This window comes from Dyadobacter alkalitolerans DSM 23607 (genome assembly GCF_000428845.1).
GTDB classification, from domain to species: Bacteria; Bacteroidota; Bacteroidia; order Cytophagales; family Spirosomataceae; genus Dyadobacter; species Dyadobacter alkalitolerans.
Genome location: NZ_AUAS01000008.1, coordinates 161,490 through 175,731, shown reverse-complemented (window position 1 = coordinate 175,731; position 14,242 = coordinate 161,490). Strand labels below are relative to the sequence as shown.

11 protein-coding genes are annotated in these 14,242 nt (G+C 46.5%); 7 read left to right on the top strand and 4 right to left on the bottom strand.

The window, feature by feature from the left end:
* Positions 1-50 precede the first annotated feature (50 nt).
* The 7 genes from G395_RS29660 to G395_RS0117345 all read left to right on the top strand — a co-directional run bounded on the left by G395_RS29660 (position 51) and on the right by G395_RS0117345 (position 8,053).
* The gene (locus tag G395_RS29660) at positions 51-1,244 is read left to right on the top strand and encodes a deoxyribodipyrimidine photo-lyase (protein WP_035361670.1); all 1,194 of its coding nucleotides are present in this window, start codon (positions 51-53) and stop codon (positions 1,242-1,244) included.
* A 151-nt stretch (positions 1,245-1,395) separates the two neighbouring features.
* On the top strand, positions 1,396-1,977 hold the full coding sequence (locus G395_RS0117370) for a LemA family protein (RefSeq protein ID WP_026631223.1): 582 nt from the start codon (positions 1,396-1,398) through the stop codon (positions 1,975-1,977).
* 40 nt (positions 1,978-2,017) lie between these two features.
* On the top strand, positions 2,018-2,461 hold the full coding sequence (locus tag G395_RS0117365; protein ID WP_026631222.1) for a TPM domain-containing protein: 444 nt from the start codon (positions 2,018-2,020) through the stop codon (positions 2,459-2,461).
* A 3-nt stretch (positions 2,462-2,464) separates the two neighbouring features.
* Positions 2,465-3,244, top strand: a complete 780-nt coding sequence (locus G395_RS0117360) for a TPM domain-containing protein (protein ID WP_026631221.1) — start codon at positions 2,465-2,467, stop codon at positions 3,242-3,244.
* Between the two features lie 172 nt (positions 3,245-3,416).
* On the top strand, positions 3,417-4,325 hold the full coding sequence (locus tag G395_RS0117355; RefSeq protein WP_026631220.1) for a DUF8428 domain-containing protein: 909 nt from the start codon (positions 3,417-3,419) through the stop codon (positions 4,323-4,325).
* A 162-nt stretch (positions 4,326-4,487) separates the two neighbouring features.
* Positions 4,488-5,978 carry a peptide MFS transporter gene (locus G395_RS0117350; protein ID WP_026631219.1) on the top strand — a complete coding sequence of 497 codons (1,491 nt, stop codon included), beginning with the start codon at positions 4,488-4,490 and terminating at the stop codon, positions 5,976-5,978.
* Between the two features lie 29 nt (positions 5,979-6,007).
* Positions 6,008-8,053 carry a M13 family metallopeptidase gene (locus G395_RS0117345; protein ID WP_026631218.1) on the top strand — a complete coding sequence of 682 codons (2,046 nt, stop codon included), beginning with the start codon at positions 6,008-6,010 and terminating at the stop codon, positions 8,051-8,053.
* 1 nt (position 8,054) lies between these two features.
* Here G395_RS0117345 and G395_RS0117340 read toward each other — a convergent pair whose 3' ends face one another.
* From G395_RS0117340 to G395_RS0117325, 4 genes are all read right to left on the bottom strand, one after another.
* The gene (locus G395_RS0117340) at positions 8,055-9,215 is read right to left on the bottom strand and encodes an AraC family transcriptional regulator (RefSeq protein ID WP_026631217.1); all 1,161 of its coding nucleotides are present in this window, start codon (positions 9,213-9,215) and stop codon (positions 8,055-8,057) included.
* Positions 9,216-9,224: 9 nt separating this feature from the next.
* Positions 9,225-10,472: an MFS transporter gene (locus G395_RS0117335; RefSeq protein ID WP_026631216.1), complete on the bottom strand. Its 1,248-nt coding sequence runs from the start codon at positions 10,470-10,472 to the stop codon at positions 9,225-9,227.
* A 37-nt stretch (positions 10,473-10,509) separates the two neighbouring features.
* On the bottom strand, positions 10,510-13,116 hold the full coding sequence (locus tag G395_RS0117330; RefSeq protein ID WP_026631215.1) for a family 20 glycosylhydrolase: 2,607 nt from the start codon (positions 13,114-13,116) through the stop codon (positions 10,510-10,512).
* 145 nt (positions 13,117-13,261) lie between these two features.
* Entirely contained in the window at positions 13,262-14,200 is a 939-nt protein-coding gene (locus tag G395_RS0117325) for a nucleoside hydrolase (RefSeq protein WP_229204205.1), read from the bottom strand.
* Positions 14,201-14,242 lie beyond the last annotated feature (42 nt).

Below are 14,242 nucleotides of genomic sequence, written 5' to 3'. Positions count from 1 at the left end.
GTATGTTTGTATTTTTAAAATTCGATTTTCAGATTATTTAGTTAGTATAAATGGCTCGGCGAATCATCTATTGGTTTAGAAATGACCTGCGTTTACGCGATAATGAAGCACTTTTTTCTGCCGTCGCATCAGCAATTGAAATTGTACCCGTTTACGTTTTCGATCCCCGGCAATTCGATAAGACAAGATTAGGCTTCCGCCGCACAGGCGCCATGCGTGGACAATTTTTGATCCAGTCCGTCGTCGACCTCAGGAACCGTTTGAGACAAAAGGGAGGCGATCTCTTGATACGCATAGGCGAACCCGAAAAGATCATTGCGCGACTCGCAGAAGAATACAATGCCGAGTATGTTTATACGAGCAAAGAAATCGCCCCCGAAGAAACACGCATCGAATCTTCCCTCAGCAAAAATCTCAAAACGGTTAACATTGACATTAAGCTCTTCTGGATGGATACGCTGATGCATGCCACAGCATTGCCGTTCCCCATTGCAAAGCTTCCGGCCAACTTCGTTTCTTTCGCAGCGCAAATTGAGAATGCCCTGAAAGTTAAAGAGCCGCTTCCCGAACCCGGAAAAGTAACATTACCGGCTGATTACGATGCGGACCCGATCCCGATCCTGGCACAAATAGGCGTTGACCCCAATGAAATGGAAGGTGCAGATGAACAAAATATCAGCCAGGGAGGTGAATCTGTCGCATTAACAGTCTTGGAAAAATATCTGGCCGACTATATAAAGGAAGGAAAGCGCTACGAAAGCGCCGATCCGCTTACCGATACACGCCTGTCGGACTGGCTTTCACTCGGTTGCATTTCTGCGAGATACATTTACTCTCAGGTAAAAAAAGCACAACCTGCTGACGCGGAAGATGTTGCTATGCTCGAAAACCTGCTTTCACGCGACTATTTCCACTGGACTTTGCTGCGCTTTGGGCCGAGAATGTTCAAGCCGAGCGGTGTGCAGCACCAGTTTCTCCGCCGCTGGCAGAATGACAATGCATTATATGAAACCTGGACGAACGGGCAAACTAGTGATTCCCAGATAAACACATTGATGAACAAGCTTAAACAAACCGGCTTCTTAACCTCCGACGAGCGCACCCTATGCGCAAATTATCTGGTGAATGTGTTGAATGTTAACTGGACCTGGGGGGCGATGTATTTTGAAAGCCACCTCATGGATTACGAAGGTTCCGTCAACTGGGGACGCTGGAACAATATTGCTGGTGTAGGAGAAAACTAATGTCAAAGGGTTAAAATTGTGGAAAAAACCTATTATCCGGTAATAAGTGTGTACAAAATCCGCCTCGACCCGGTCATGTAGTTTTTCTAAAGGATTTTGCTAGCTTTGGGCAACTTTGAAGTAAATTCATTAACTCTAAACTAAATATAAAATGTCAAAAGGACTCATTGCCGTTATTGTCGTAATTCTAATTTTCGGATTTGTTGGCTGCGGTAAATATAATGGCCTGGTAAGTAAAGACGAGGTTGTAAAAGAATCATGGGCGAAGGTGGAAAGCCAGTATCAGCGTCGTGCGGACCTTATTCCGAACCTGGTAAGCACTGTTAAGGGAGCTGCGGATTTCGAAAAAGGAACATTAACAGCCGTAATCGAGGCACGTAGCAAGGCAACACAAACCACTATCAATGCAGGAGATCTTACACCGGAAAACATCGCCAAATTCCAGGGCGCACAGGATCAGTTGAGTGGAGCACTATCCCGACTGCTTGTAACGGTTGAGCAATATCCGCAACTAAAAGCAAATCAAAACTTTCTTGATCTTCAGGCGCAGTTGGAAGGCACGGAAAACCGCATCACGGTTGCCAGAAACGATTTCAATACGGTCGTGAAGGATTACAACCAGGAAGTGCGGACATTCCCTAATAATCTTTTTGCAGGCATCTTCGGGTTCTCTCAAAAGGGTTATTTCACAGCGGCAGCTGGTTCGGACAAAGCTCCAACCGTGCAATTTTAGCAAAAGCACATTGGTTCTTAAGTACTAAAACCAGATCATCATGGCCACAGATCCACTCTTTTTTAATGAAAAGGAGCAGCAGCTTATCATTGAAGCAATTCAGCAAGCTGAAAAACAAACATCCGGCGAAGTAAAGGTGCATATCGAAAAGAAATGCCCTAATCCGGATGTGATGGAGCGGGCTAAGGAAGTCTTCCTTTTTCTGAACCTTGATAAAACAGCAGAACAGAACGGCGTGCTTTTTTACCTGGCATATGAAGACCGTAAGTTCGCTGTTTTAGGAGATAAAGGAATTGATGCGAAGGTTACCGCTGATTTTTGGAATAGTACAAAAGATCTTCTCCGGCAATATTTTTCAAACGGGCAGTATTCGGAAGGGCTTGCAAAAGGAATCGCAGAAGCCGGTTTTCAATTGAAAAAGCATTTCCCCTACCAATCTGGCGACATCAACGAACTACCGGACGATATTTCGTTCGGGCACTGATCTATGAAGAAAGCCCTCATTATTTTTTGTCTGATCTGCTTCACATTCCTACGTGTGGCAGCGCAGGATATACCCAAACGACCCGATCCTCCGCGGCTGGTGAATGATCTTGCCAATCAGCTTAGTGCAAGTGAAGAGGCACAATTAGAACAAAAACTCGTTGCTTACAATGACTCCACTTCCTCGCAGATTGTGATCGTTATTGTGCCCACAACCGGCGATTACCCATTAGCCGATTATGCATTGAAGCTTGGCCGGGAATGGGGTGTAGGACAAAAAGACAAGGATAACGGAATCGTGCTGCTATGGGCGCCCACAGACCGGAAAGTGTACATCAGCACCGGTTATGGGCTGGAAGGCGCTATTCCTGATGCCATTGCTAAAAGGATCATTTCACAGGTTATTACGCCCAAATTCAAAAACAATCAGTTTTACGAAGGTTTGGATGAAGGCGTGGACATGATTTTTAAATACGCGACCGGCGAATACAAAGCCGATCCCAAACAAGCTAATGACGACGAATCATCTTCACCATTGCTGATCTTCGTAATCATATTTGTCGTGATTATGATCTTCATGTTCAGAAACCGCAATAATGGTGGCGGCAGAGGCGGACGCGGTGGTTTGGGCGGATTTGGCGGACCGATCATTTGGCCATATACTACCCATTCCGGGGGAGGAAGCTTTTCCGGAAACTGGGGCGGAGGTGGCGGCGGCGGAGGTGGTTTTGGAGGATTCGGAGGGGGAAGCTTTGGTGGCGGAGGCGCAGGAGGAGATTATTAAGTCGCTATTTACGAATTAGTTATCAAGCAATTGTTATTTAAAAGGAAGGCCCTATGCAAATTTGCGTAGGGCCTTCCTTTTTTGCATTTAATGCTTATCCGATAACGTATAGTATTGGCATAGTTTTTTGACATTATCCATTAATTATTTTATTTAACCTAAACAAAATTATATGGAAAGGAAGAATAATACCGGTCTATTGGTCGGGTTGATCCTTATGACAATTCTTGCGGCAGTATTTGGTTACCTATACTACAATGAGCGCACTATCACCAATAAGCAGGAAACAGATCTGCAATCGCGCGTAAACGAACTCGCATCAGCTGAAATCAAGCTCGATTCTATTTCGAAACAACTCGACGCACGTATCCAGGAAGTTCAGGGTTTGGGTGGCGACATTGAGGAATTGCAGAAAGTAAAAGCAGCCCTAGAAAATGACCGTATCGCATTGCGGAAAGGCAATGTTACCATGGGCAAAAAGGTGAAAGAGTATGAAGCGTTTCTGAACAAAAAAGACGAAGAAATTGCGCAGCTCAGAGAAGAGAACCAGCAGCTGATCAGCCAAAACGAAACATTGGTTCAGGAGAAAACAACACTGGAAACAACCAAGCAGGCCATCAGTGACTCTCTATCAGGTGTAGTTTCCAAAAACACCGAGCTTGAATCAAAGGTTACCATGGCCGCAGCATTGCGCGCACGGAACGTGAAGGTTTACGCTGTTTCATCCAAAGGAAAAGTGAGAGAAGGCGAAAATGTGAAAGCCAAAAGAGTTGATAAGGTCCGGGTTGATTTCATTCTTGAAAAAAATCCATTGACTGCGGCAGACAGCAAAACCATTTATCTACGTATCATTGATCCATCCGGAGCAACAATCTCGGATACAAAAACTGGCTCCGGCGTGTTCGACTACAATGGTCAGGAACAAGGATATACCATTAGTAAGGATGTATCTTATACTAATAATAACCAGGACGTGAGCATTCTTTATGACAGAGATGCGTCATTTGCGTCGGGAAAATACACGATTGAACTTTACTCAGAAGGTTTCTCCATTGGAGAAGGCTCGTTCTCAGTGAAGTAAGGATTTGAATAACCTTATTTTATGTAAATGCGGTAACTGGCTCGATGGAGCAGGTTACCGCATTTATTTTATCCGTTTATTTATTTTTATCGTTATTTCATATCTTGTGCTATCATTTTTTCAAAAAACAGCCCGCTAAACCAAATAAAACACTTCTCTTCTATGTCTGCACAGATTTCCCAAAAGCACCCCACAGGCTTATATGTCCTTTTTTTCGCGGAAATGTGGGAGCGGTTTAGCTACTACGGAATGCGTGCAATCCTCTTACTTTTTCTCCTCGACGCTGTACGCGGCGGAATGGGGATGAATGCAGGCGAAGCAGCCGCGATTTATGGCTTATATACTGCATCTGTATACCTGCTGACGTTGCCTGGTGGCTGGCTTGCAGATAATATTTTGGGTCAGAAAAAAGCCATTTGGTATGGCGGGATCGTGATCATGCTGGGGCACATTATCCTGGCGATTCCAGGCGGCAGTACGCTATTCTTTTTAGGGCTCACGACAGTGGCGGTTGGAACCGGCTTATTGAAACCAAACATCAGCTCGATCGTAGGCGAGCTTTATCCCGAGGGCGGTGCGCGGCGTGATGCAGCATTTTCCATCTTTTATATGGGCATTAACCTCGGCTCGTTCCTTGGAATTGCCATTGTAGGTTATCTCGGAGAGCGGGTAAGCTGGCATATGGGCTTTGGAGCAGCCGCCATTGGAATGCTTCTTGGATTGATCGTTTTCCGCTACGGAAGCGCGCGCTATCTAAAGGGAATGGGCGACGTGCCGCCGGCCAAGATTGCTACGGTTGAATCCGATGCGCAAAACGGAGCCAACAAAAGGCTCGGTTACCTTTTCATCGGCGCACTCATAGTGCTACTGATCGTCTTGCAAACTTCTGGCGTGCTTGATATGACCACCGCGCAGGGACTGGCAAAAGGCGCCGGTGTGATCATTGTCATTATATCTGCTTCCTACTTCCTATTTATCTTATTTGCCGGAGGCCTTACCCGCGTGGAGCAGTATCGCGTTGTTGTGTTAATCATCCTGTTCCTAGCCATAGCGCTTTTTTGGGCGGGTTACGAACAGGCCGGAACATCGCTTCAGATTTTTGCCGAGCGGCATACCCAACGTGTTATTGGCGGATGGGAAGTGCCGTCCAGCTGGTTCCAGAACTTCCAGCCTACTTTCGTGCTTCTTTTCGCGCCTGTCCTGGCAAGCCTGTGGATATATCTGTCATCAAAAAACCTTAACCCATCCATTCCAGTAAAATTTGCGGCTGGATTGATCTTGTTGGGATTGAGCTTCTTTGTAATGGTGGCCGCTTCCAACATTGCGGTTACCGGACAGCTTGCATCTCCTTTGTTCCTCACATTTACTTATTTCCTGCATACGATCGGAGAATTGTGCGTAAGCCCGGTCGGACTGAGCTCTTATACCAAACTGGCCCCCAAACGATATGTAAGCCAGCTAATGGGCATCTGGTTTGTAGGTGCGTCGCTGGGTAACCTCATTGCCGGGATCTTCGCCGGAGGGTTTGATGAAGAGAACATTATGCAAATGCCTGCCTTGTTCAATCAGGTCGCTATTGTTACAACCGTGTTCGGCTTTATCCTGCTTATCTTCTGGAAGCCTATCAAGGGCTGGATGGGCGGAATCTCGTAATCAACAAATTAACATTCAATACACTACAAATGAAATTAGCCAATTTATGTTATTCGGCACTGGCATTCTCGCTTGCGATGACGGCCTGCAAAAAAGAGAATGATCAGGAATCGACGCGTGAAAAAGTGCCTGGTTTTGATATCAGCTCGCTAGATTCGACGGTGAAAGCTTGCGATGATTTTGACACTTATGTGAATGGCGGCTGGAAAAAAGCGAACCCGATTCCCGGAACGGAAAGCCGCTGGGGCGCTTTCAATGTGTTGGACAAAGAAAACAAAGAGGTAAGGTTAAGAGGCATTATAGACGAAATCATCAAGCTCGAAGATCGTAAGAAAGGAAGCGAGGAACAGCAAATTGCGGATTATTACCAATCCTATCTCGACACCGTCACCATTGAAAAACGTGCTATAACACCATTAAAGCCCTATTTGGATAAAATAAATGGAGTGCAGTCACTTAAAGACCTTGCGTCGGTTTCAGGGGAATTGCAAAAGGTTGGTGTTTCTTCGGTTGTGGGCCTAGGAGTGGATGCGGATCTGAAAAACAGCAAGATCAATGTCCTGTATCAAGGGCAGGACGGCCTGAGCCTGGGCGAAAGAAGTTACTACGAACGGACGGATTCAAGCACAGTGAAAGTACGCGAGGAGTTTGTGAAACATGTGGATAAAATGTTCTCGCTAGCAGCATTTGCGGATCCTAAGCCCGGGCAAACGATCCTGGATTTTGAAACGAAACTGGCTAAGCTTCAATTAACAAATGTTGAGCTGCGCGATCCCGTGAAGACATATAACAAGATGTCCTTTAAAGGTTTCCAGGCACTCGTTCCGGATTTTGATGTTGAAACATTTGCCGGCAAGCAAGACATTAAGACGGACAGCATTGTTGTCCAGAACAAAGCTTACCTGGAAAACGTAAACAAACTGCTCAAAGCCACGCCGATTGCCACATTAAAGCTTTATACCAAATGGCAGCTTCTGTCGCGATTCGCGGGATATCTGCCCAAAAGATTTGACCAGGAGAATTTCCGCTTTTTCAGCACCGTTATGCGCGGAACAAAACAGCAGAAAGCCAGAGTGGAACGCGCTATCCGTTCAACGGATGGTTTGTTAGGCATGCCTTTGGGAAAATTGTTCTCTAAAAAATATTTCCCGGAAGAGGACAAGAAGAAGGTTTCAGAAATGATCGAAAACGTGCGCACGGTGTACGGCGAGCGTATCGACAAACTTTCCTGGATGGGTGATTCTACCAAGGCAAAGGCCCACAAAAAATTGAAAGCATTCACCTACAAGATCGGCTATCCTGATAAATGGAAGGACTACTCGTCCATTGATGTGGTAAAAGATAAGCTTTTTGAGAATGTCATCGCAGCGTCGCTTTACGCGCATAAGGAGGAGATTGATAAAATAGGAAAACCGGTGGATAAGGCCGAATGGCTGATGACGCCGCAAACGGTGAATGCTTATTACAATCCGCTCAATAACGAAATCGTATTCCCTGCAGGGATTTTGCAGCCGCCATTTTATAACCGCGATGCGGACGATGCTATTAACTACGGCGGGATCATTGCCGTTATCGGTCACGAATTCACGCATGGTTTCGACGATCAGGGATCGCAGTTTGACGATGAGGGAAATCTTAAAAACTGGTGGACACCTTCGGACAGGGCCAACTTTGACAAGTTGACAAAGAAATACATCGACTATTTCAGCGGCATTGAAGCATTACCCGGATTTAAAATCAACGGTGCATTAACGATCGGTGAGAATGTGGCCGACCTGGGCGGATTAACCCTGGCTTACTATGCATTGGAAAAATCCCTGAAAGGCAAAGCGGAGCCCGCTCCTATCGACGGCTTCAACTGGAAACAACGCTTCTTCCTGGGCTGGGCGCAGGTTTGGCATATGAACACAACCAATGAAGCATTGCGAAACCAGGTGCAAACCGACCCGCATTCACCCGCAAAAGATCGTATCAATGGCCCTATGCCGCATTTGAAAGAATTTGAAGCCGCATGGAACTGCGCACCAAATAGCAAAATGATCCTGCCCGATTCGGCCCGGATTGTGATCTGGTAAGCTATTTGCCCGCAACATATCTGTTTCTGTAAACACTTGGACTACACCCCTTAGCCTGCCTGAATTGGCGGGCTATATTTTTGCTGTCTGTAAGCCCCATATCCAGCGCAATTTCAAAAACCGACATGTCCGTATCGAGCAGTTTTTGGGTAAATTTCTCAATGCGCAGGTTGAAAATGTACTTGTAAATGGGGTAACCGGTGATTTCAAGAAAGCGCTTTTCCAGCGCACGGCGGGACAACGGAACCTGCTTGACGACTTCATCGACATGCAGGTTTTTATCAATGTTCTGATGGATGTATTTTAATGATGACGCGATATGGTCATCGTTGGTAGCATAAATATCCGTGGAATGCCTCGTAATAACCTGAACCGGCTTTACAATGATATCATAATAATGAGCAGTGCCATGCTTGATCATGTGATCGAGCAATTTGGCAGCATCATAACCGCCTTTTTCTGCATCCAATGCAATGCTCGACAGTGGGGGATCTGATAGATCGCAGATCATTTCGTCATTATCCACACCCAAAACGGCAACTTCTTCGGGAATGCGGATTCCCAATTGCCGACAGGCCTCGGTAATGTGCTGTCCCTGATTATCGTCGCAGGTCATGAGGCCGATGGGCTTCGGTAGTGATTTCAGCCAGCGGCTCAGCGAGCTGGGCTTATAATACCAAAGCTCCGTGGAACGCGCCTTTTTGTGCTCAAAATAATGAACCTTATGCCCGCGTTTTTTCAACCTTTCCTCAAAGCCCTCAGCCCTTTCTCTCGACCACACAATGTCGTTGAACCCGTAAAAAGCGAAGTTGGTAAAACCTTTTTTGAGAAAATAATCGGCGCCCAGCTGCCCGGCTTCGTGATAGCCTCCGGTGACGTTGGGAATTTCGGCAAAACGCTCTTTGAAATCCTGCGCTATAACCGGAATCCCTGCCTGCACTATTTTTTCAATGTCCTTATTATAAAGCTGCCCCACGATGCCATCGGCTTTCCATTCCAGCGCCCATTTCAAAATCCCGTCGATTCCCACTGTTTCCCTGTGAAAAAGAGGCATCCGGCAAAAGATCCATGGCCCGAATTCCTTCGAATAAGTGTTGATCCCCTTCATCAGGCTCTTGCTGTACTCTTCGGCGAAGTCAAGGAGAAGGATTATTTTATACATCAGGCATGATCAGAAGATGTCCTTAATGCTCGAAATCGTATCATTGTTGACCAGTGGTTTGGCCCAGATGCCAATGCTGAAAATGTAAGTCAGCGGCACAAAAAGGAATAGCATGGCCATTTGTAAACCAAACAACTCCCCCAGCCCGCCAACGATCAAAGGCACAACCGCCCCGCCCGCAATGCCGGCACACAAAATTCCGGAGAATGTTCCGTGATGCCTCGGAACGGAATTCAGCGCAAGCGAAAAAATCACTGAATACATGACCGAGGCAAAGAAACCGGTGATCGGAAACGCGTTCATAGCAATCGCTTTGGGACCAAATAATGCAAAAGCCAATGATAAAATTGCTCCGGAAGTGAAGACAACCAGCACTTTGCGGCTATCGAATATTTTTAATAAAATCAATCCCAGAAAACACCCGATGGTAAGCAATCCCCAGAAATAGGAAATCACCGTCGCGCCGCTAGTAGCGGGATCAACATTGTGATAGGTTTGTAAAAATTGAGAGATCCAGTTAGCAATGCCCTGCTCGGTTCCTACATATGCAAAAATGCCCAAAAAGAACAGCCAGACTGATTTGTTCGCCACCAGTTCTTTAAATGAATGTCCCACATCCATACGCTCGTCTTCCAGCAGGTCCACTTTGGGAAATTTCACCAATGAAATCACAACCACCATTAACAATGCTATGACGGCGAAGACCCAATACAGGGAAACCCATTTAAGGTTTTCAGGGACAAGATTATTTAATGTATCAATTAAAAAACCGGAACTGCCTGAATGCACATTTAGCACCAGATAACTGTAAAGCATAGGGCTCAGGAATGACGCCCCGCCGAAGAAAAGCTGCGCCAGGACCGAAAAGAATGCAAATTTCTCTTCGCCTCCTGCAACCCGCAACAAGGGGTTAATGACCACTTGCAGCATGGCCATTCCAATCCCGATCAGAAAAAGAGAGCCTAATGCAATGGCAAAGCCTGGAATAATAGCAAATAACAGCGCTCCTAAAAAAGCAAGAAAAAAAGCCAGCAGTAACACTGGCTTTTCTCCATATTTCTCAACCATGAGGCCCGCGGGGATTGACATAACCCCATAGGCCACAAAAAAAGCAAAAGGAAGAAACCCCGCAAGGCCAATGCTCAGGCTGAAACTCTTGACAATATCCGGGATAATGGGCCCCAGGATATTGGTCAAAAAAGAGATGACAAAAAATATCAGCAGGATCAGGATAACAATAAAAATATTCCTTTGCATGAGGGTTCGGGCTTACTATCCACTATTTGTGACGTGCTTACTGCGCGGTAACTACGCTCGTGCGGCTCGCTTTACCAGCCATATCAAAGCTTTTCAGCTTGATCGTTCCGGATGCTTTTACCGGCGCTTCATAAACCGGCGATTTTGCAGTAGGCTCCGAACCATCCGTGGTGTAGCGTATAGCAAGGCCGGGAAGCTCAACATTGGCTTTCAGCATGCCGCTTTCCACCACAGCGCCCGGCATAGGAAGCCTGTAATTATAACCTCCGTTCAAAAAGCTCATTCTTGGCATGTGCCGCTGTGCAATGCTGTTAGCAAAAACATTCCAGCCTTCATCGATCATTTTTTCCCGGGCTGCGTCGTCGGCCACATTCTCCCACTTGCGTTCCGCTGCCCAGGCGCTTTCTGCAAAACCCATCAGTTTTGGTAAAATAGAATATTCCATCATATCACGGCCTTTCACCGTCTCGCACCAAAGCTGCGCTTCTATTCCGATGATATTTTTCCGCGCCTCTGGTTTCAGCTGCTGCTTACCTACGAATTCCTCTTTCATAGGCTTGCCCAAAGCCGTCTGCTCCGTTGTGCGGAACATATTGAATGGTGCAAATGCCCAGTTATCACGTGTATCTACAAATCCTCCCCAATACAAGCCAGGCTCTTTCGGGTCGTTGTTGTAAGACATATCGAAGTAAAAATTCGTCACATTGCAAAGTACAACCTGATATCCGGCATTCGCGAGGCGGTTACCCAAATCCACATCATATACATTGTTCCAAACATAAGGAACCACAGGATGGCCCACGAATTCAGGGTTAGCATTGTAAATGCCTGCATTGGTTTTGGTAAGGGCAACTTCCTCCCAGCCATGCACTTTGAGGTTGCGCTTTTCCAGTCTTGGCAGCAGTTTTCTGAAAAAGTAAGTTTGCAGGTCGCGGAATTCTTTGATCTCCGGATTTTCAGCCTTCAATTTAATGGCCATAGGCGACTTGGTCCAGGCGCCTTCGGCCACCTCATCACCGCCCGTATGGAAAGTATCCATCGTCAAACCCGCCTCTTTGTACATTTTAGCAAATTCATCCACCACTTTTTCAAAGAAATGGTAAGTGGATTCCCGGGCAACACTTACGGTATTGTTCTTATAAGCCTGCGCCGAAAGGTAAACGGACTTGTCTTCCGGGTCAATCAACCGGTATTCGTTCGCTTCTTTTTCTTTTCCTTCCTTCATCAAACGTTCATAGCGCGCTTCCATTGACTTGATCGCTGCCAGTGCGTGACCAGGGAAATTCACTTCCGGGATCACCTTAATGTGCCTGGCGTTTGCATATTTAAGTATTTCAATAAAATCGGCACGGGTGTAATAACCGCTACCATATTTACCCTCATCATTTGCCACCGGCCCCGATCCGTAACTTGGATGCAATGCCGGAGCACCGATTCCTGACATATGCGCACGGTGCGCGCCTACATCCGTAAGCTCCGGTAACCCATCAATTTCAACGCGCCAGCCTTCATCCTCGGTTGTATAAAATAAAAAGTGATTGACTTTATATGACGCCAGCAGATCCAGCACGCGCTTTATAGATTCTTTTGTCTGGAAATTCCTGCCCACGTCCAAATGCATGCTTCTGAAATGAAAACGTGGTGCATCCTCAACCTGAACATGCCCTAACAAGATAGCCGGGGCCGGTTTTTGGTAAGATTCCGTTGGTACAAGCTGCAACAGACTCTGAATTCCATAGAAAACCCCTGCCGCATCACTGCCCGTAATATTTACGCCGCTTGCATTAACGCCTAGCTTATACGCTTCCTTCGCAATGCCGTTTACAGATACACTTCCCGTGTTTAAGACAATAGACGGAGCCTCAGCGGTTGTAGCAGTCGGCAGTCCCTCGCGGATCGGGAAATCTGTTCCGGTAACTGTTTTTAGTTTTTCAATCAGATATTTGGCTTCCTTTTCAAGACCTTTCTGGTAAAATACATTGGCTTTACTATCTAATGTAAATGTCTCAGTGCCGGCACTCATTTTTACCGGAGACGGAATGATCTTCAAAAGCTGCTCTGCGCCAAGCTTAGTGAATTTGAGGTTGTCTTTATAACGCTGCTCCGCCGTTGGAAGCGGCACAAGATCATCTTTTCCTCTCAGGATCTGCTCTTTGGCAACAAACGGTTCAACCTTGAAATCTGCAACCTGCACGATCTCCTTCTCTTTGCCTTCGTTGTCATAAAAAACAAAATACAAGCCCATCGGCGCATCTGTTTCTTTAATGACGCCTTCTGTTCCGGTATAATTAACAATGATCGAGTCACCCGGGGCAAGCTTGAAATCCTTACCAGGCACCATTTTGTACCAATCCCCATTCAAATGCTCAATGATAGCCGGCTGCGGCGTTTTATTGCGCTGGATCGGCCGAGGCGACATATTGAAAAACAATGCCCAGTTGGTGCCGTCGAGTGTAAAATCGCTGCCATTTCTAAGGGTGAATTTGGCGTCGAAACTATGCGCTGGCTCTATAAAATTGGTAATGAGCTTCCACGAAATACCGATCTTTTGCGCCTGCTCTTTGGTAACGTCACCGCTGCGCGAACAGCCGGCCAGAACAAGAAAATAAAATGCAACAAGCTGATAAAGGAATATTCTCTTCATTGGGTCAGAAATACAAAGATTTTATGAGTTCAACGGCTGCTATGCAGGCAAGCCGGATTACAGCATTAATATTACTGATAACTTAGGAAAATATACTAGTATTTCTTTCAGCAATTGCCGCAGTGATCCTGGTCCGCCAACGGACCTATTTTTTACCTTCCCACATCATTAATCCTTCGATCAATGCAGTGAGCTGGGCAGTTGGCATGCCGGGTGTAAGGTAAGCGTGCGGGCCCATGGGGTCGTCCTGCCAGGAGTTGTTCCCGTCTGTGATGACGATCTTCCCGCGTTTTAGTCCAAAATAAGGCTGTACACCACGCACGCCGACGAGCACGGCAGTCTGGTCCCAGCTCTGGCGGCCATCGGCATCCTCCTTGCTTTTGGACATGGCCATTTGGTAAGCATCTTTAACGGGGCCTTTTAACCTTTCATTTGCAATCACATTCACACCGGTCCGGATCTCCTGCCCTATTTCAAAACCGCTGAAAATGATTTCCGTGGGCCATTCCGTGAAAACCTTCTGAGAGGCGAGTGAGTCTGCATATACATTGTATTCGCGTCCTGCCGGGAATTTACCGGCCATGCTCACAAGGCCGCTTACTTTCTTCTTAACCAGGCCCAGTCCCGACAAGGGAGAATGTGCATCGGGCTTCGAATCAAGCAGATTTGCCAGGTTTGTTAAAAAACCAATGGTGACGATAGTTACGCTCTGATCCGGTTGTTTGGCTAAAATTTTACGATAAACCGTTACCGCATCTTCTGCGTCGGCTGTACTTTTGATCTTGTGTGGATACTTTTCGACCAGCATTTCGGGCCATTTTTGCGTAGCGCCAAAGGCTGGCGCTCCCGCTCCTTTCGGCGCTCCGGTTGGCAGTTCGGGTCGTCCAAAATATGTATTGATCAAGTCGATCGTAGGCACTACATATTCATTTTTATTGGAAGCGATCACCGCCAATGGCCTTACTTCCCCCTTGTCTGCCAAGGCATGCATAACCGCCATGGCGCCCACATCGTCATAATCCGGGCCGATGTCCGTATCCAGAATTAATGTTTTGGGGAGCCGGCTTCCTGTTTGAGAATACACGTGGGAACAAGTTAAAAGACAAAATATCAGTATTATTTTATG

What these genes read in the sequence shown, in the direction of transcription:
- G395_RS29660 (WP_035361670.1), top strand. Translation starts at nt 51, where the DNA reads ATGGCTCGGCGAATCATCTATTGGTTTAGAAATGACCTGCGTTTACGC.
- G395_RS0117370 (WP_026631223.1), top strand. Translation starts at nt 1,396, where the DNA reads ATGTCAAAAGGACTCATTGCCGTTATTGTCGTAATTCTAATTTTCGGA.
- G395_RS0117365 (WP_026631222.1), top strand. Translation starts at nt 2,018, where the DNA reads ATGGCCACAGATCCACTCTTTTTTAATGAAAAGGAGCAGCAGCTTATC.
- G395_RS0117360 (WP_026631221.1), top strand. Translation starts at nt 2,465, where the DNA reads ATGAAGAAAGCCCTCATTATTTTTTGTCTGATCTGCTTCACATTCCTA.
- G395_RS0117355 (WP_026631220.1), top strand. Translation starts at nt 3,417, where the DNA reads ATGGAAAGGAAGAATAATACCGGTCTATTGGTCGGGTTGATCCTTATG.
- G395_RS0117350 (WP_026631219.1), top strand. Translation starts at nt 4,488, where the DNA reads ATGTCTGCACAGATTTCCCAAAAGCACCCCACAGGCTTATATGTCCTT.
- G395_RS0117345 (WP_026631218.1), top strand. Translation starts at nt 6,008, where the DNA reads ATGAAATTAGCCAATTTATGTTATTCGGCACTGGCATTCTCGCTTGCG.
- G395_RS0117340 (WP_026631217.1), bottom strand. Translation starts at nt 9,215, where the DNA reads ATGTATAAAATAATCCTTCTCCTTGACTTCGCCGAAGAGTACAGCAAG.
- G395_RS0117335 (WP_026631216.1), bottom strand. Translation starts at nt 10,472, where the DNA reads ATGCAAAGGAATATTTTTATTGTTATCCTGATCCTGCTGATATTTTTT.
- G395_RS0117330 (WP_026631215.1), bottom strand. Translation starts at nt 13,116, where the DNA reads ATGAAGAGAATATTCCTTTATCAGCTTGTTGCATTTTATTTTCTTGTT.